This is a genomic window from Psychromonas antarctica, assembly GCF_022267535.1.
GTDB lineage: Bacteria > Pseudomonadota > Gammaproteobacteria > Enterobacterales > Psychromonadaceae > Psychromonas > Psychromonas antarctica.
This window is the reverse complement of sequence record NZ_JAHNZV010000012.1, coordinates 37387-56970: the sequence shown is the minus strand read 5'-3', so window position 1 is coordinate 56970 and position 19584 is coordinate 37387. Positions and strand designations below refer to the sequence as shown.

15 protein-coding genes and 1 other annotated feature are annotated in these 19584 nt (G+C 40.6%); of the genes, 3 read left to right on the top strand and 12 right to left on the bottom strand.

The features are described from left to right. Positions 1–63: 63 nt before the first annotated feature. The 3 genes from hisD to KSO91_RS05270 all read right to left on the bottom strand — a co-directional run bounded on the left by hisD (position 64) and on the right by KSO91_RS05270 (position 2706). On the bottom strand, positions 64–1353 hold the full coding sequence (gene hisD / locus KSO91_RS05280) for a histidinol dehydrogenase (protein WP_238741902.1): 1290 nt from the start codon (positions 1351–1353) through the stop codon (positions 64–66). A 2-nt stretch (positions 1354–1355) separates the two neighbouring features. Next, a complete protein-coding gene (gene hisG / locus KSO91_RS05275) occupies positions 1356–2252 on the bottom strand; it encodes an ATP phosphoribosyltransferase (RefSeq protein ID WP_238741901.1) in 897 nt (298 codons plus the stop codon). A gap of 21 nt (positions 2253–2273) precedes the next feature. Beyond that, positions 2274–2396 (bottom strand) — a sequence feature (His leader region). A 139-nt stretch (positions 2397–2535) separates the two neighbouring features. Then, positions 2536–2706 (bottom strand): DUF2986 domain-containing protein, encoded by a 171-nt coding sequence (locus KSO91_RS05270; RefSeq protein ID WP_238741900.1) that lies wholly within the window; start codon positions 2704–2706, stop codon positions 2536–2538. 463 nt (positions 2707–3169) lie between these two features. On the opposite strand from KSO91_RS05270, the gene KSO91_RS05265 reads away from it, so the two are divergent. After that, positions 3170–3769: a thioredoxin domain-containing protein gene (locus KSO91_RS05265; RefSeq protein WP_238741899.1), complete on the top strand. Its 600-nt coding sequence runs from the start codon at positions 3170–3172 to the stop codon at positions 3767–3769. Between the two features lie 99 nt (positions 3770–3868). Next, complete coding sequence (radD, locus tag KSO91_RS05260; protein WP_238741898.1) at positions 3869–5620, top strand: DNA repair helicase RadD; 1752 nt, start codon at positions 3869–3871, stop codon at positions 5618–5620. Positions 5621–5645: 25 nt separating this feature from the next. Here the strand turns inward: radD and KSO91_RS05255 are convergent, their stop codons facing one another. The 9 genes from KSO91_RS05255 to KSO91_RS05220 form a co-directional block, all read right to left on the bottom strand. Continuing rightward, entirely contained in the window at positions 5646–6833 is a 1188-nt protein-coding gene (locus KSO91_RS05255) for an MATE family efflux transporter (RefSeq protein WP_338049741.1), read from the bottom strand. Between the two features lie 12 nt (positions 6834–6845). Then, positions 6846–6989: a hypothetical protein gene (locus KSO91_RS17750; protein ID WP_338049739.1), complete on the bottom strand. Its 144-nt coding sequence runs from the start codon at positions 6987–6989 to the stop codon at positions 6846–6848. 175 nt (positions 6990–7164) lie between these two features. Continuing rightward, the gene (locus tag KSO91_RS05250; RefSeq protein WP_238741897.1) at positions 7165–7452 is read right to left on the bottom strand and encodes a DUF2960 domain-containing protein; all 288 of its coding nucleotides are present in this window, start codon (positions 7450–7452) and stop codon (positions 7165–7167) included. 251 nt (positions 7453–7703) lie between these two features. Next, complete coding sequence (locus tag KSO91_RS05245) at positions 7704–9584, bottom strand: methyl-accepting chemotaxis protein (protein ID WP_238741896.1); 1881 nt, start codon at positions 9582–9584, stop codon at positions 7704–7706. A 253-nt stretch (positions 9585–9837) separates the two neighbouring features. Beyond that, entirely contained in the window at positions 9838–12942 is a 3105-nt protein-coding gene (locus KSO91_RS05240) for an efflux RND transporter permease subunit (protein ID WP_238741895.1), read from the bottom strand. Beyond that, entirely contained in the window at positions 12939–14270 is a 1332-nt protein-coding gene (locus KSO91_RS05235) for an efflux RND transporter periplasmic adaptor subunit (protein WP_238741894.1), read from the bottom strand. The genes KSO91_RS05240 and KSO91_RS05235 overlap by 4 nt, the downstream gene beginning before the upstream one ends. Beyond that, positions 14257–14931, bottom strand: a complete 675-nt coding sequence (locus KSO91_RS05230; RefSeq protein WP_238741893.1) for a TetR/AcrR family transcriptional regulator — start codon at positions 14929–14931, stop codon at positions 14257–14259. The genes KSO91_RS05235 and KSO91_RS05230 overlap by 14 nt, the downstream gene beginning before the upstream one ends. Positions 14932–15174: 243 nt before the next feature. Next, the gene (locus tag KSO91_RS05225; RefSeq protein WP_238741892.1) at positions 15175–16767 is read right to left on the bottom strand and encodes an ABC-F family ATPase; all 1593 of its coding nucleotides are present in this window, start codon (positions 16765–16767) and stop codon (positions 15175–15177) included. A 354-nt stretch (positions 16768–17121) separates the two neighbouring features. After that, positions 17122–18477, bottom strand: a complete 1356-nt coding sequence (locus KSO91_RS05220; RefSeq protein WP_238741891.1) for an NCS2 family permease — start codon at positions 18475–18477, stop codon at positions 17122–17124. A 503-nt stretch (positions 18478–18980) separates the two neighbouring features. Here KSO91_RS05220 and KSO91_RS05215 point away from each other — a divergent pair. Next, a complete protein-coding gene (locus tag KSO91_RS05215; RefSeq protein WP_238741890.1) occupies positions 18981–19442 on the top strand; it encodes a VF530 family DNA-binding protein in 462 nt (153 codons plus the stop codon). Positions 19443–19584 lie beyond the last annotated feature (142 nt).

The window sequence follows — 19584 nt, the reverse complement described above, 5'->3', positions numbered from 1 at the left end:
TAGCTAACAATGATTGAATGTGGGGGGCGCAGAGTCTGCTTACTTGCGCCCCAGTTATATTGTTTATTTATTCAATTTATCGATACGGATGGTCACAGCACGCTTATGTGCGGTTAATCCTTCTGCATCGGCAAGACAAGTCACTGTTGGCGCTAAATTACGCAGCCCATCAGCGCTGAGTTCTTGGACAGTATAACGTTTTACAAAGTCTGCCAGACCTAAACTTGAATAAGTCCGTGTATAGCCATAGGTCGGCAAGACATGATTGGTACCACTTGCATAATCACCAACAGATTCGGGTGTCCAAGCACCTAAAAAAATGGAGCCTGCATTGCGCAATTTAGTTTGTAACGCGCGCGGCTCATTAGTCTGTACAATCAGGTGTTCAGGTGCGTAGCGGTTGGATATTTCAACTGCCTGTTGAAGATCGTCACAAACAATACAGACGCTGTGTGCAAGTGCTTTTTCAGCGATTTCACGGCGCGTTAATAGCGCAACCTGTTTGTTAATTTCAATGACGGTTTGGGCTGCAATCTTTGCACATGGCGTCACTAAAATCGCTTGTGAATCATGTCCGTGTTCAGCCTGAGACAAAAGGTCAGCAGCGATAAAAGCAGGATCTGCATCTTTATCCGCAATCACTAACACTTCCGAAGGTCCAGCAGGCATATCAATAGCAGCACCTGCAAAATCATTACTCACTTGACGTTTTGCTTCAGTTACAAATGCGTTACCTGGCCCAAATATTTTATCTACGGGGGCAATAGTTTGTGTGCCATAAGCTAATGCTGCAATCGCTTGTGCACCGCCTACTGTGTATATTTCGTGCACGCCACAAAGTGATGCAGCATATAATATTTCATCAGCCAGTGGTGGTGGTGAACACAAAACCAGGCGAGAACAACCTGCTATTTGTGCGGGCGCGCCGGTCATAATAACCGTGGAAGGTAGTGGTGCACTGCCTCCTGGAATATACAAACCAACAGACTCAATTGCTTGAGTATGCATTTCACAAACTACACCAGGCATTGTTTCAACGCGGATAACATCTTGCACTTGCGCTTGATGGAACTTAACCACTTGTTGATAAGCCGTTGTGATCGCGTTTTTAATATCATCGCCTAAACGCGCAGTGGCTTGCGCAATATCTTCACTTGTTTTGCTGAAGTTATCGCCTTCAAGTTTGTCAAAGCGTTTAGTGTATTCGAGTAAGGCGCTATCACCTGTGTTTCGAATTGCTGTGATTATTTCTGCTACTGTATTTGAAAGCGCTGCAGAGTCTGCCATTGCTGGACGAGAAAGCAACTGCTGCTGTGCTTCACTTGATAAATCTGACCAGTTAACCGTTTGCATTTTTACTCCATCATTTTTTCAATAGGTAAAACCAAGATAGAGCTTGCGCCTAATGCTTTTAGTTGTTCCATTGTTTCCCAGAACAGATTCTCTTTGCTCACCACATGCAAAGCAACGTGATCATCACGACCTGCTAGGGCTAATACTGTCGGTTGTTCAGAGCCAGGCAGTAAGTTGTTAATTGCTTTTAGGTTAGCTTTTGGTGCATGCAACATAATATACTTACTTTCTTTAGCCGTCTGTACGCCATCGATACGTGTCAATATACGGTCAACTAAATTCTGCTTTTCGGTGCTTAATGGCTTATCGCGTTGCATTAAAACGGCAGTTGAACGATAGATAACTTCAACTTCTTTTAAGCCGTTTGCTTCGAGTGTTGCGCCCGTTGAAACGAGATCACAAATTGCATCAGCTAGTCCTGCACGTGGCGCGACTTCAACTGAACCGGTCAACATACAAGCGGTATAAGGCACTTTTGCTTGTTTCATAAAACGTTTAAGAATATGCACATAAGTAGTTGCAATGCGGAGATTGGCCAAAGACTCGACACCTTTATAATCAAAGTCATTGTCAACAGCTAGGGAAAAACGACACTCACCAAATGCAAGTTCTTTAACCACTTTGTGTGCCGTAGGCTCGTGAGCTACTGCACGCATCATACTTTCTTCCTCAAGTACGTTTTGGCCAATAAAACCCAAATCAACCACACCATCCATTACCAAACCGGGGATATCATCATCGCGTACACGCAGGATATCAATCGGCATATTGTCACTGTGGGCAATTAAACGCTGGGTGTTTAAATTGACTTTAATACCACATGCTTTTAATAATTTAACGGTATCGTCGCTTAAACGACCTTTTTTCTGTATTGCGATTCTTAAACGTTGCTCTGACATAGTCATTTCCTTGCCTTAAAAACTAAAAAACCCTCGGGAGGTTTGCCTTCCGGGGGTTAATTTTTGTGGTAACCTCTGGAAGCACATAAAACCTCTTCCAAGAATAAAATCCTGAAAGATTAGCTAATATGATGGTGGTGCTGTGCTTTCAGAATGACTTTTTTCATGGTTACATAAATCTCTTTAATTTAATTGTTTATAGAATATCAATCTAGTAATGAAAAGTGAACTGTTTTTTGACCATAAGAAAGATAAATGTAGAATACTTATGCAATTTTAATGATTATTCTGCAGTCGTCACTTCATTTTCTAAAACCAACTCGTATTCCTGCGCTTCTAATTTGGCTCGTTCCGCTTTTGAAATATATTTCACTTTATGGGTTGTACTCTTTTTCGCATTCATTTTTTTGATACGTTTATCGAGAATACTGTTTAACTTTTTCTTTCTGTTCATTGTTTTTTTCTTGGGTTTGAATAATAAAGCTATTGTAAAGAAGTCGTCAATAAACACAAGTTAAAGCCAGCATACATAAACGCATTTTAAGGCAAAGTACGGGAAGTTTATTTTTTAGTAAGCTCAAATAATCAATAACGCGATAAGTACTGGTGCCAATCTTGCTGTGCCGAGCTGACTTTATGATTAAAGTCAGCGAATGCCTAAAGGTTAAAATTATTGCTTTGCTTTACTCTGCGGAGTTTCTTGAGGCCGTTTGAGTATAAATAAACGACAGTCGAACTCTCTATTTCCTGAATAAAGCATACTAGCAAATGCTTTTTATCCTATCATGTTGATTATTAATAATAAATAACAAGTACATAAGGTTTTCATGGCGTTCAGCAGCATAATTGTTAATTGTATATTGCGGCTATTTTATTTATTATTGTAAGCATTTACTTAATATCAAAGGCGCTATTGTATGACCACTGAATTATATTTTATTTACGACTCTCATTGCCCGTGGAGTTATGCGAGTACTGCGCTGATCAACTCTCTTGAAAAGGCGTACCCAGAGATGATGATTCATCTTTGGCATTGTGCTCACTATGATGGTAGCGATTGTGCTGGCCATCTGCAAGTAGAGGCGGCTGCTAAGCAAAGCAAGGTTAAATTTGGTCAAGAGCATATTCGTTTTGCTGACAGCCCTAAAAGTTCTATTATTACGGCTAATTTAATGGCTTGGTTACAGAGTAAGCAACCAGAGAAAGCATTGATGGTCTTAAATGCGCTACAAAAAGCGCATTTTGTTGAGGGCAACCCTTTAGGGTGTAAACACGATTTTAATCATATTATCGAAGAGTTTAAATTATCTCCGCCGAATAAGGTGTTTAAGACGGAGTTAAGCGATGCAGCACAATATACTTTATCAGATATTACTGAAATACGGGATGTTATTGGCACAGCAGCGTTTCCAGCCTTGTTGTTAGTAGTGGGTAATGATGCGCAGTTACTTAATCATGCTTTATATTTAGGTAAACCTGACACGATTATCAATGCGCTTAAGCAGGCGCTAAAATAAGTAACTATTTTATAGATATCAACTTAAGCAAAATATTAATCTAATAGATTCTGCTATTTTGCTTTTACTCCCTCTCATCACGCATTAATTGAGTTACCTATGTATACGCTTCGTCCCTATCAACAAGACAGCGTCAACGCGACCATTCATTACTTTCGTCAACATAGCTCACCTGCTGTTTTAGCGCTTTCCACTGGGGCGGGTAAAAGTCTTATTATTGCAGAATTAGCACGCTTAGCGAAAGGTCGCGTGTTAGTGCTTGCGCATGTAAAAGAGCTTGTCGAACAAAACCACAGTAAATATGAAAGCTACGATTTAAAAGCTTCTATATTCTCCGCTGGATTGGGCCGAAAAGAAACTGATCGGCAAGTTGTTTTCGCCTCTGTACAGTCAATAATTAATGGCTTAGATCAATTTCACCAAGCCTTTTCTTTATTGGTGATAGATGAGTGTCATCGAGTACCAGAGGACGAAAATAGTGCTTATCAACGGGTTGTTAGCCACCTACTAGCGATAAACCCAGCGCTTAAGATTCTCGGACTAACCGCCACACCTTATCGCCTTGGACTTGGCTGGATTTATCAATACCATACGCGTGGACAGGTGCGCACACAGGAAAAACGCTTCTTTCGTGATTGCATTTTTGATCTGCCGATTCGCTTCCTACTTGAAGAAAAATTTCTTACTGAGCCAAAAGTGCTCGATATGGCGGTAATGGGGTACGACTTTTCGCACTTAAAACCCTCATCAACGGGCCATTATCAAGAAGCACAACTCGATAATGTGGTCAAAAAATCGGCTCGAGTTACGCCTAAAATTATTAAGCAGGTGATCGAAACGTCTGTTGAACGACGTGGTGTGATGATTTTTGCCTCGACCGTCAGTCATGCACAAGAGATCATGGGCTATCTCGCTGGTGAAAGTGCGGCATTGGTGATTGGTGATACGCCACTTGATGAACGTGCAGCGATTATTGATGATTTCAAAACGATGAAAATAAAATACTTAGTAAATGTGTCTGTATTAACCACGGGCTTTGATGCGCCTCATGTTGATTTAATTGCTATTTTGCGCCCGACTGCCTCTATTGGCTTATATCAGCAGATTGTGGGTCGTGGCTTACGTTTATTTGACGGAAAAAAAGATTGTCTAGTGATGGAATTTGCGGGCAATTGTTATGACTTATACCAGCCTGAAGTGGGAGAGACTCGGCCCAATAGTGACAGCGAAATGGTGACAATACCTTGTCCCGCTTGTCGTTTTAATAATAACTTCTGGGGGAAATTAGATCCTGCTGGATTTGTGATTGAACATTACGGTAGGCAGTGCCAAGGTTACTGTGAAAAAGAAAACGGTGAACGTGACATTTGTGGTTACCGTTTTCGGGCAAAATTTTGTGAAATGTGCGGTGCTGATAATGATATTGCGGCTCGGCGTTGCCATCAATGTGATCATCAGTTGGTGGATCCGGACAAAAAATTACGCGACGCACTTAAGCTAAAAGATGCGCTGATTATGAAATGTGTTGATCTGCGTTTGCAAGCGGGTAAGAATAAGTTTGCTAAAGCACAGCTTAAAGTCACTTACATCAGTGATCAAGGTGCAGAGATTAATGAGGTATGGCCTCTATCTACAAAAAAGCATAAAACAGAATTTATAAGAAAATTTATTAGCACGCATCTAGTCGACAGACACCGTCCATTTACCCATACCGCAGCGACCAAGATTGTTAACAACCAGCATCGCCTGCGTCCACCTGATATTATTATTGCCCGTAAAAAGGGGCGTTTTTGGGGTATTAGCGATAAGTTGTTTGATCTCGACTTCTACCAAAATACAGACACAAAATAAGTGTTCATTGAGCAAACTGATCAGCCTAACTTAACGTAAACTGCGTCCATTTTTTGGATCGCCAACGTAGCAGCATAATAACCCCTCTAAGCCATTCATCTGCGGCAATTGCTACCCATGCACCAATAACACCGAAGCCAAAATAGATCCCTAATAAGTAGGTTAGAAATGCGCTAATTCCCCACATGCTTAAAATGCCTATTTTAACTGGGAAATTAATATCACCGGCACCTTTGAGGCAAGAAATAAATACTAAGTTAAAGACTCGGCCTGCTTCTAGGAAAATAGATCCGAAGATCAAACCCGCCGTGAGCATGACTACTTGAGGATCTTGAGTGAAAATATCGATTATTTGAAAACGACATAAATAGATCAGCAAAGCGATACTGATTGATGAGATCAGGGCGATAACAAAGTATTTTTGGACACGTATTAAAATCTCATTAATCCAACCTTTGCCGATAAAATAACTGGTCTGAATTTGACTTGCCTGACCAATCGCCAAGGCAAAAGCAAAAGATAGACGGGCTATATTTTGTGCGTAGGTAAATGCCGTTAACGAGGCAGTGCCCATTTGTACTACAAAGTAGATAACCACCATTTGCGAGAGGTTATAAGAAAGCATTTCACCCGCATTCATGACGCCAATGCGCAATATCTTTTTATAGAAAAGGAAAGGAATTGATAAGAAACTCGCCATCGGTAATGTGATGTTTTTGTAGCGCAACATATACCATAATAAAACAGCGCTGATCAGCTGGCTCAACACAGTGGCAATTGCGACGCCTTGTACACCGTAAACAGGTAGCCCGAAGGGTTGATATAATGCGCAGTAGTTACCTATAATATTGATAAGACCTGCGAACAGATTAATAAACATGGGGGATTTTGAATAACCATGACAGCGCAAAATAGTCGAGAATATAATTCCTAGTGTGACTGTAATGGTAAAAGATCCACTAATCAGCAGGTAGTCATAACCAAATTGTGCAACTTGATATTCAAGACCATATAGACCAATAATTGTGCCACAAGCAAAAAAAGCAATGCCACCTAGTATAATGCCCATACAGATACCAAGATAAATACTCGCGACGGCGATATTGGCAGAATCGTTATGGCGGGCTGCACCATTATATTGCCCAATAAGAACGCTGGTGCCGGTGCTAACCATCATCGATATGATCATAAGAAAAAAGGTGATTTGAGAAATAACACCGACAGCTCAAACTGCTTTATCAGAGTAGCCGCTGAGCATAAATACATCGCTGGTATTGAGTGCTGTACGCAGTAATATTTCAATAAAAATAGGCCATGTAAGGGTGACAATATTCATCCTATTGTCCATGACGTTAGTACTGTTTAACATAAGGCTATCTTATTTGGGAGCAAATGTCCTATTCTACGCAGAAGCGTTTTATAGAGAGTATAATCGAGCAATATTGTGATCCGAAATGCGCTTAGAATGAGGCAATAACATGCGTTTATTCAATCTTAAGTTATACCAATAAGAGTGAAATACGCATTAAATAATATGCGTCTATTTAGCCACGCTTAGTGTTGTGTTTTTTTATTTCAACAGGTAATGTTTCTTCATCGCGAACAAATTTTATGTCAGAAAAACCCATACGGGTAAATTCTGTTTGACGAAAGTTTTTTACAATTCCCTGACCACGACAGCTTAAGGCTAACTGCTTCTCCATTGCGAGAAAACTTTTTAAATCGACATCTTCTGCATCTGCGACGGCTTCATACAGATCATGAAATACATTATATGAAAATTGAATTGTCTTACGCTTACCTTTAAAGAGGTAAGTTACTTGCCTTGCCATAAATAAACCTTATACGTTGTGATTTCTACTTTTTTTAAAGCAGCTTAGTTTGCTCAGCATAATACCCAAATATTAGCAATAAAGCTTGATATGAATGATTTTTATGGAGGAGCCTAGGATTTGACGGGTACGTTTAACTGCACTATCTATTAACGGTTTTGTTGATTTATAATCGCATCTCAATAAAGCGTGTATTAAACGCTTATTTGAGATGCGATTTACCTTGCTGTTTAAACTTTAAACTTTAAACTTTAAACTTTAAATTTATTGAGTTGTTGATCTTGTTTTTTCATCTGTTCTTTCATCAATTGTGCATATTTGACCTGCTCATGAGCGCCGCTTGCAACTTCTTGACTGATATCGCGTATATTCGTTGTATTACGATTAATCTCTTCTGATGTAGCGGACTGCTCTTCTGCCGCGGATGCTATTTGTATATTCATATCACTAATCTCTAAAATAGCGACGCGAATCATCTCCAAAGTATCGTTTGCTCGGCTTGCTTCTTCAGCGGTTGTTATCGCAGCCTCGCGGCTGTGCTTTATTTTATCTTCAGCCAATTGAACACCTGATTGTAATTGTTCTATCATCGAGCGAATTTCACGTGTTGACTGTTGTGTTCTAGAAGCTAGAGAGCGAACTTCATCTGCAACAACAGCGAATCCGCGTCCTGATTCGCCCGCTCTTGCCGCTTCAATCGCCGCGTTGAGTGCGAGCAGGTTGGTTTGGTCCGCGATACTGGTGATCACAGACAAGATAGATTCAATATTATTACTAAATCTAGCAAGTTCAACAACAGACTCAACGGCAACTTCCATATGTTCTGCTAATTCATTAATCGAGCGTGTTGCATGGGAGACGACCGCCACTCCATTTGCGGTTTCTTTATCGGCAGTGCCAGCTGCTTGAGCTGCAACCTGTGCATTTTTAGCAACTTCTACGGCACTTGAGGCCATTTCATTCATTGCTGTGGCAAGTTGATCGAGTTCGGTCAACTGTTGCTGTAGTTCCAACGAAGCTTTTTCTGATTCATTGCTGACTTTATCTGTACTTTCGCCAACATTGGCAGCGAGATCTTTAACATTGATGATGATGGACTGCAGGTTTTCAACAAAAATATTAAATTGCGTTGCTAGATCGCCAAATTCATCTTGTGAAATAATAGGTAAGCGTTTAGTTAAATCGCCGTTACCGCTATTGATAGCTAATAGGGATTGCGACAAAAGACCGATTGGTTTTAAAATAGTCTGCATCAAACTGCCTAGGACAATAACACCAATAACCAAACTGATCAGTGCACCTATAAATGAATGCCAACCCATCGCATAAGTGTCTGCCATTATGACATCAGCATCAATAACGACACCAATATACCAATTCATTCCTCTTAGGCCCTCAAGAGGGGTAAAACTAACCCACTGAGTTTGACCATTTACCTCTATTTCTTGAACTTTTTTATCTAAAGCTATGCTCTTTCCTGCAAATAATTGGTCATAGTTTTTGCCATTATAATCTGCATTCGGGTGGCTAATAATATTGCCGCTTTTAGTAAGAAGGAAAGCATAACCTGCATTATTAAAGGTAAGCGTATTAAGAGCATCTGAGACGGTTTGCAAACTAAGATCGCCACCAAAAGCACCTTTAAACTCGCCTTTATCTGAAAGATTGGCGACTACTGAGATGATGATGTCTTTCGATGTAGAGTCTATATAAGGCTCGGTAATCATTGCTTGGTTAGCGTCTTTTGCTACGGCATACCAAGGACGCGCTCGCGCATCCCAATTTTCTGGATGCCATTCGGGATCATTGCTAATCGCTTTACCATCTGTATCTAAGCCGCCAAATACAAGTAAAAAATTATCTTTAAGTATCTTAGCGTTAAAAGTTTGTTGTACTTGTTTACTATTAAAGTTGCTATCTATTACTTGTGCAGCAAGATCGACCACTTCCAATTTGCCGGATAACCAATGGGTTATTTGCTGAGCTAAGGCATTGCTCGATTCTTCAATCATGCTACTTGACTGGTGTTGTAGCGTCTCTTTTACTTCACGATATTGTAACCAAGAAAGGCTGCTAATGGCCAACAGCAGTACTAACGATGATGCTAAAACAACCTTTACTGAAACTTTCATACGTATATTCCTTAATTATAGTTAACCTAACTAAATTCTATCGAGATCTTATAGCTCAAAACCGCTAAATGCTAATTGTATTTACAAATCATTTATTAGTCGTTGTTTTGTATACGTAGTCTTGTTAAATAAGGTCATAACGTGTTGATCGTTATTCGCAGTTCAAAGCAACTCGCTACCAATAAGCAATAGCTGCTTCTTGGTGGCGAGGTTACCTTAAATACACAAAAGCGGCACTTTAAAAAAACAAATTTTAATCTAAAGTCTCATGTTTTCGTACTAAACCAAAATCGGCAAGTACGGCATAGGCACTTGGAATAATAAATAGCACTAGCAGGGTCGAAGTAAAAATACCAAACACAATGGAGATTACGATAGGTTTAACAACTTGTGCCTGCAGGCTCGTTTCTAACAGTAAGGGTAATAAACCAGCAGCCGTGGTCAGTGAAGTTAAAAATACTGCGCGGAATCGGTCGCGGCTGGCTCTTACCACCGCATCCAAAATGTCATCTCCGATATCAAGGTGATGGCGGATATATTGCACCAATAAGATAGAGTCATTAACAACAATCCCCGCGAGCGAGATAAACCCTAAAATAGAGGGCATGGAGAGATTATAACCTGTTAACCAGTGTCCCCAAAAAACGCCAATTAATGCCAGTGGAATAGCCAACATAACGACCAAAGGCTCAAGATAGCTTCTAAATTGAAAGCTTAAAATAGCAAACAATCCGAACAAACCGATAATAAAACCTTTCATTAATGATGCGCCAGTTTTAGCTGACTCTTTAGATGCACCTTCGAAATCAATCCCCAATCTCGGGAATTTACGCTGTAATTCAGGGATGAAATCTTTGCGCATTTTACTAATGATTTCAGCGCCATTGGCTTTGCGGTTATCAATATCTGCCATCACCGTCACAGTGCGCTGCCCTTCAATGCGTTGTATACGGACAAATGAACGCTGGGAATCAAGAGATGCAACGGCACTCAGCGGAAGCTGTTTGCCATTGCTAAGCATAATTGGGAAATTAGCTAATGCGTGCAGATCGCTTGCTTGACCTTTATTTAAGCGAACCACAATAGCAATACTTTCAGGACCAGATTGAATTTCATCTGCAGTTTGACCAAAGTAGGCGCTGCGAAGTTGTGAGGCGATTGCTTGACCATCTACACCGTAGTTTTCAGCGCCCGCTTTAAGCTTGATTAATACCTCTTCCTTACCGGGCCGCATATCATCGAGAATGCCATTAACCCCTGCGAATTGGCTTAAATAGGTTTGCAGTTCAATTGACGCTTCTTTTAAGAGTTGTAAATCATTATGCTGCAGGCGCACTTCAACATCACGTCCAGCAGGGCCCATAGCTGGTTGTTTGAAAACTAATGAAATAGGCGCAGCGAGCTCACCTGTAGTGATTCTCCAATCATTTAAAAATGCTTCAATCAGTGAGTTGCGAGTTTCCGCTGAGAGAAGATCTAAGCGTACGGTGGCCAAATGTGGTCCTGTTTCTCCCGCATCGGCATTAAAATTATATTGTGCGGTAATATCTTTAATTAATGGTGACGTTTCATTATTGCTTTTTGTATATTGGTCGCCAATACGCTTGGCACTACTAATGACTTTGGTGACCACTGCTTGCGTTTGCTGCAGAGTGGAACCGGGGGGCAAAATAATGCGCGCCACCGCAATATCGCCATCAAGTTCAGGAAAGGGCAGAAATTTCACCGCGCCGCCCGCAAGTAGCGCAAATGAGATAAGCAAAGCGGCAAAGGTTAGCCCTAGGCTGGCATAACGCCACTTAACCACAAAAGTAACCATTTTAACTAAGGAATGGGTTCTGAAATGTTCAAATTTTGCTAAGAAAATGCGTTTAAATTTGACGGGGTGTGTGTCTTTTTTATTGCTGTTGAGAGAATGACTTAAATGATGGGGTAAGATTAAAAAAGCTTCAAATAGGCTGATACTGAGTATCATAATCAGCACCATCGGTACAGCCGATAAGACTCGTCCCATTTGACCATCAAGCCAAAGCAGGCTGCCAAAAATAAAGATAGTAGTTAAAAAAGATGAAATAACGCCAGGAGCGACTTTTGCTACGCCTTTGCTGACCGCTTCATCTATTGGCAACCCTTTTTCAACATGCGCCGCGACTGATTCGGCAATCACAATCGCATCATCCATCATAATACCGATAGCCATCAAGAGCCCAACTAAGGTCATAATATTAATCGATATGGAAAACAGGCTCATTAGGAAAAGGCCACCTAGAAATGCGACGGGCAGGCCGGCAGAAACCCAAAATGAATAACGTAGTGAGAAAAACAGCCACATAGATAAAAAAACTAAGATGATCCCCTGCCAACCATTTCTTAGCAGCATAGTCAGCCTGTCCTGTAGCAACGAAGACATATCATTGGTCAGAGTGAGTGTGACTCCTACAGGGGCCACTCGCTGCTCTTGTTCTACAAACTGCAGCACTTTTTCTTTAATACGCAGTGCATCATCAGCTTTATTCTTTTGTATTTTTAGTATGGCAGCAGGTTTACCGTTAAATAAAATATGCTCCTCTTCTAATTCAAACAGATCTTCAATAGTGGCAATATCAGCCAAACGCACAATGGCACCTAGCGGATCAGCTGAAATAATAATCTGACCTATTTCTGCCACCGTTGTTTTACGCTGATCGAAACGGATCAGTAAGTTTTTCTCGGCAAGTTCGATATTACCCGCGGGCATTTTAATATTTTGCCGACCTATTTTAGCGGCGATATCGGCAACAGAAAGTCCTAAGCGGCGAATATCCGCGTCATTTACCTCAACGCGTAGTTGATGATCTGAAAAACCGGCTACTTTTACAAGGCTTACCCCAGCTTCTGTCTTTAATCGACGCTTTAAATCTTCCGTATAGGTTTTTAAATGCGGCCAGCTAATGTCGGCTGAAATGGCAATATCGACAACAGGCTCTGCCCAATCCAACTCTTTTACTGTCGGCGCTTCAATTTGACTCGGGAAGTCTTGAATGGCGTTAATTTCAGTTTGAATATCCACTAAACTGCGGCCAATATCTGCATCTTCATTAAGCTTCACTGTTAATGAAGCACGGCCTTCTTGTGCGTCACATTTAGTTTCCTCAATATTACTTAAGCCATCAATGGCATCTTCCATACGTAGACAAATACTTTCTTCAACTTCTGCCGGTGATGCGCCCGGATAGATAACGCTAGCTATAATGTAGGGAGGAGTAAATTCAGGAAATGTTTCTCGTTTTAAGCTGCTTAGACTACTCAACCCTAAGACAAAAAATGTCAACATCACCAGGTTTGCCAGCGTAGGATGGCGTATAAATAGCTTGATCAAAGTGCAATCTCCTCTTTCACTTGCTCGTTAATGGCGGTTTCAGGCGTATTTATCTTCAGGCTCATGCCGGGTATTGCAGGAATTAAGTCATTTAATATTAACCGCTCACCTTCATCTAACTCACCGGAAATAGCAACGCCTTGGTTATTGCGAAAGAGCACCTGTACCGTTTTGATTTGCAGTTTTTGCTGCGCGTCCATAATATAAATTTGAGTACCATGCAGTGCTTTTTCGGGCACCATGAATTGTGCTGAGGTCACTCCTTCAATAATACCGCTAACAAACATCCCTTTACTAAGCAGGGGAAGACTTAAATCTGGCTCGTTGATATTTTGAGTGACCTGTAAATAAAAATCTATGGTGGCTTGCTCGGGATCAAGGCTATTGTCAATGCGCGTTAACTTAGCTGGCCAGTAATAGCTTTTATTACCTGTTTCCAGTAATACTTGGGCCTTGAGGTTGAGTTGTTCAATTGAGCCTGATTCAGCCGCGGGCGTTCGGTGTGTAAGGCTTTCCCTTAAAATAAAGGTATCCTGTACAGATAATGCTGTTTTTATTTCCACGGTGCCAATTTGGTCGGCTGTAAATAAGTGCTCTCCGTTACTGACGGCTTGTGCTTGCTCAATATTAACGGCGCTAATATAAGCGTCAAACGGCAGGCTAAGACGGGTATTTTCTAACTGACGCAGGCTGTCCTCAAACAGAGTCCGATTGACACTAATTTGTGATTCAAGTATTTTTTTATCATCAGGCATTAAATTCAGAGCGTTTGTCAGCGTCTGTACGAGAATCTTTTGTGCAAGGAGGGCTTTTTTTTGATTTTCCAACGCGGAGTTGGAAATTAATTTTTTCTGTTGAAGGACAAAATTTCGTTGATACTCTTGGTTGACCAATGCCAGTTTCTGCTGCTCAATATCCAGATTAATATTAAGATTTTTTTGCTCCAGAATAAGTTTGGCGAGTCCAGCTTTAGCTGAATTTAAGTTAGCTTGCGCCTGCGTCGATTTTAATTGATATTGCAACGGATCAACTTCCAAGACTAATGTGCCTTTTTTTAGCATGCGTCCGCTTTCAAGCAAAGGATGGCGGTAACTTATTTTACCATTTACTTCTGCAATCGCTCGCCAAGTATGCATCGGCTCAACACGTCCAAAGCCTTTTATAATTGGCGCCACGGATTCTTTAACTAAAGGAATGACCTCAACTAAACGAGCGTTATCATAGTTTGACTGCAGATCTGGCGAGGGTTTTAGTGCTATCGCAGCGATTAGAATCACTAACCCTAAGACGATACCCGGGATCACAAAAAGTTTTTTATTGATGGTCATTGTTGTCGTCCTTGCTGTTTGTTTGAGTGGCTATCATGCCGTGGCATAAAAGCTGACTATTTTGTTTGCCCATCTGCAGCATAAAGGCAGGGGTTATTGAAATCCCTAGCGCTGATTTAAGTAATTCGGGCATCAAAAAGGGGAATATCATCATGCTAAAAAAGCTTAATTGGGCGCAAACAGGGTCCACGCCGGCTTGTAAAAATCCGGTCTCCTTTAACCTTGAAAACAGGGTTAAGTTTTGTGCTTTAAAAATATTTTCAAGCACAACTTTTAGCTGTTGATTAACATCCGATTCTTTCATGCTTAAAATGCGAAAGATAAGTTTGGGGAGATGCGGATTTTGACTCATTACCTGATAGTAGATTTGCATTAATTGTTCCGCGGTGGAAGCATTTAACTTTTGATCGATAGCGCTTAACTGTTTTGTAACGGGTTCAACTGTCTCATTGATCATGGCAGTAAACAAACCTAACTTTGATTGGAAGTAATAACGAATTAATCCGGGATCTAGATCTGCTTGAGAAGCTATCGCGCGTACAGATACTTTATCGTAATCATCAGATACAAATAATAGCAGTGCCGCTGTAATTAATTTAGCGCGGTTATCCACTTTTATTTTTGGCCTCCCAGCCTCTCTTTTTATCTTATCAATGGTCATTAAATAGCGCCTATTTAGCTTATATTCTACAACTGTAGAATATAATAAAACAGATAGGCTAGGTACAACTAAATAAAAAATTCCTCAAAGAGTATACATTTGTAGAATTTATAATGTACTTGTTTGTGAAGCAGCGTTTATTTCAGTGCCAATAGTTCAATATTTAGGACAGTATGGGAGGCTAGACAGCCATCATATCGATGACTGTTACCTTTATATTGATTGATGATAAGGGGCTAACGGTTACATGCGAAATTGGTTGGAAAGATACTCATTATAAGTACCTTGAAAGTTAACTAACTTTTTATCTTTAATATCAATGATACGAGTGGCTAATGAGGATACAAATGCACGGTCATGACTAACAAAAATCAAGGTGCCTTGATAAACCTTTAGCGCATCATTTAATGCATCAATGGCTTCAATATCCATGTGGTTGGTGGGTTCGTCCATCACTAATACGTTAATATCTTGCATCATTAACTTACCAAATAGAAGACGATTTTTTTCTCCACCTGAACAATTTCGTGCTTTTTTATTGGCATCGTCGGCAGTAAACAATAAGCGCCCCAATATACCTCGCACCATGAGATCATCATGCTTAGTGGTACGCCACTGTGAAATCCAATCAAATATGTTTAAGTCATTATCAAAGTCTGCAGTGCTGTCTTGTGGGCAGTAACCAACAACTGCGTTCTCAGACCATTTAACCACACCCTCATTATTTTGTAGTTCATTAACTAAACAACGTAATAGGGTGGTTTTACCGACACCATTTTCGCCTATGACCGCTAATTTTGCGCCTGCTTCTAGAATCAATTCGCCTTTTTCAAATAATAGTTCGTCATCAAAACCATGGCCGATATTTTCCAGCACTAATGCCTGCCGGTGCATTTTTTTACCTTCAGAGAAACTAAGCGAAGGACTCATACGACTTGATGATTTAACATCATCAAGCTTTATTTTATCCATTTTTTTAGCGCGCGAGCTCGCTTGTTTCGCTTTAGATGCATTCGCGCCAAAACGATTGACAAAGTCTTGTAGCTCATTAATTTCTGCACTTTTCTTGGCATTTTCAGATAATAATTGCTCACGGATCAAGCCAGCTGCGGCAAGAAAATATTCATAATTACCAGGATAAATACGCAGTTCACCGTAATCTATATCCGCCATGTGGGTACAGACCGAGTTTAAGAAATGTCTATCATGAGAAATAATAATCATGGTGCATTTACGTTTATTAAGTTCTTCAGACAACCAGTTAATGGTATTGATATCTAAGTTATTGGTTGGCTCATCAAGTAATAAAAGATCCGGATTAGAGAACAGTGCCTGTGCAAGTAACACTCGCAGTTTCCAGCCCGGTGCAACTTGACGCATCAGACCAAAGTGAAACGTTTCTTCTATACCTGCCGCTAGAAGAATCTCACCTGCTCGGCTTTCAGCTGTATAGCCATCCATTTCTGCAAATTCACTTTCCAGTTCAGCAACCGCCATACCGTCTGCTTCAGTCATTTCTGCTTTGGCGTAAATAAGATCTCGCTGTTGTTTCACCTTCCATAATTTTGTATCACCCATGATCACAACATCGACCACGTTATATTCTTCAAATGCAAACTGGTCTTGGCTTAATGTGCCCATCTTGACGCCGGGATCAAGTGATACATTACCTGAGCTTGGCGCTTGCTCACCACTAAGGATTTTCATAAATGTCGATTTGCCGCAGCCATTAGCACCGATTAAACCATAACGGTTACCGTTGCCAAATTTAGCTGAAATGTTTTCAAAAAGCGGCTCGGCGCCAAACTGCATAGTGATGTTCGCGGTAGATATCAAAGAAGTATTCCTAGGTGTTTATGGGCAGATTATTTGACTATAAAAAATCTAAATAAGTGCGATGAAAGTGTAAATAATTAGGTCGCATAGTATACAGAATTAGCGATGGAGATGTCGAGCTTTACCATGATTGGGTGGGAAATAACACCAGCAACCTCTATTATTGGCGTTATGTTTGATGGATTAAGTTGAGTTAACCGACATTCTTTATAAATAATGGGGTTTTAGGTTTAATTTAGAGATGAAAAAGCCAACTTAGCGAAGAACCTCTCCGTGGAGCAAGTAACTAAGTTGGCATTATCTGATAGTGCGCTGAGTTAGCATCCTAAAGTGGACTCGCAGCTTATTTAAATGTTAGATGAAGATCAGTTTGGCAATGAATACAACTGCCAGTACATTCATACCGACGGAGACATCTTTTGAGCGACCTGTTGCATGCTTAATTAGCGTGAACGACAAGAAGCCTAAAATAATACCATCAGCTATTGAATAAGTAAGCGGCATCATAATAGCGGTTATCGCCGCGGGCACGTAATCCGTAAACTCATCCCAGTTAATCTTACTTAAACTACCGACCATCAGAAACGCCACATAAATTAAGGCACCTGCAGTGGCATAACTAGGGACTATTTGAGCTATCGGAGCGAAGAACATGGCAACGAGGAACAATAGACCAACAACAACGGCCGTTAATCCGGTGCGCCCACCTTCTGCGATACCGGCATTACTTTCAACATATGAGGTAACTGGCGGACAGCCAATTACAGCACCAAACACACTAGCAACACTATCTGCTGTGAGCGCTTTATTAAGATTTTCAATTTTACCTTCTTTGTTGCAAAAATGTGCGCTCTCAGCGACGCCGATAATGGTACCTGCTGTATCAAACATATTAACAAATAAAAAGGCTAAAATAACGCTGATCATAGAGACATCAAATGCACCTATCACGTCCATCTGCATGAAGGTTTTTGATAATCCGGTGGGTAAAGATACAGCATGATCGGGCAAACTGACTAAGCCCATTAGCGTACTGATCACTGTAATTGTGACGATCCCAATCAACACTGAAGCGAATACTTTACGAGAGGCTAATACTGCAATGATAATAAAACTGAATGCACCTAGTACCACTTTAGGATCATGAAAGTCGCCCATTGTAACCAGTGTCGCTTGGCTCGCTGTAATAATACCGGCAGATTTTAAGCCGATAATGCCAAGAAATAGACCAACCCCTGCGGTCATCGCATAACGTAAGCTCGGTGGGATGCTGTCAATAATCCAGCTGCGCAGTCTAGTGACGCTCATCAGCACAAAAATAACACTCGAGATAAAGACAGCGCCTAATGCAACTTGCCATGAATATTCCATGCCTTTGACAACCGCAAAGGTGAAAAATGCATTTAGCCCCATGCCTGGCGCTAAGCCGACTGGCCAATTCGCATAAAGCCCCATAAAGATACAGCCGATTGCGGCACTGAGGGCTGTTGCAACAAATACTGCTTGGTAGTCCATGCCGGCAATAGACATGATATCGGGGTTAACAAAAAGAATATAAGCCATGGTAACGAAGGTGGTAATACCTGCTGTGACTTCGGTTTTTAAATTGGTTTTATGGGCTTTAAATTTGAACTGCTTTTCCAAAAAAGAGGCAAAAGCGGAGGTGTTGCTTGATTCCGTTTTAGGGAGGGACTTACTCGGCGTATTCATGGGGACAACTCACTTTTTTATTCCCTTGAGGTTAAGTTTCCCACCTGATGGTGATTAACGAGACCCAAAAGGGCGATTGATTGTTTAATAAAGGGTGGTCGCTCAGCAGAAAAGTGGAAAGTTCTGAGCTGACAATTATTAAATAACCTAGGTTAAAATTAGGTAATTAGTACCTGCTATTTATTCACGTTCAGTGAATGGGGGGATTATCGGTTAATTCAGTTGGGATTGAAATATATTTGTATAAAGAATACATTTTCGTTATTTATTTTATAAATAGTGACCTGTTCGTGTGCGTAAAGCGATAATTTTATTATGTTTTCTACTAGTTTGAATCTTCTAATGCAACTATTTACAGCTTTTTGCTGCAAAAGAAGAGAGAATGTAGTGTATTTTTCAATGCACAATAAATTGCGTTATTGGGACGTCTATTGATCATTATTTTGGTTAAATGCGTTATGTGATGGCCCAGAGAACCCATTTGCTCATATTAAGGAACATTAATGGCAGATAAAAAAAACAGTAACCCCTTATATGGGCTAAAGCTGGAGGTGTTACTGACAGAGATATCCTTGCATTATGGTTGGGAATTATTAAGTGAAGCATTAACTATTGATCGTTTTCAATACCATACTGGCATGAAATCTACCGCAAAATTTCTGCGTAATAATCAGTGGGCAAGAGAGAAAGTGGAAAACTTTTATCTCTATCAGTATAAAAATCTACCATTTCCTTGTGACAAACAATTATCTATTCCTCCCCGTGATCGCCACCTCTGTTGCGACAATGTAGAAGGGGGACCTGCCGATATAACGGCTCAATCAATAGCGCAGATGGATAAAGCGTCAAAATTAAGAAGCTACACAAGTGTGGGCAAAAAAAACAAAGAGTCGGCTCGTACTGAAGAGCCGGTATATGATCCCAGCGATCCTTGGAGAGTAAAAGAAAAAAATAAGGGGCTGTAACGCTTTTACAAAAATGTGAGAAACCTAATGGGCTGTATATAAGCGTGCACAGTATTGATAGGGAATATTCTATTAGCACTTGTTCTTAAATTTTTTATTTATCAAGTGCTTTGAATATAGGATGTTAGACAGTATTATTATT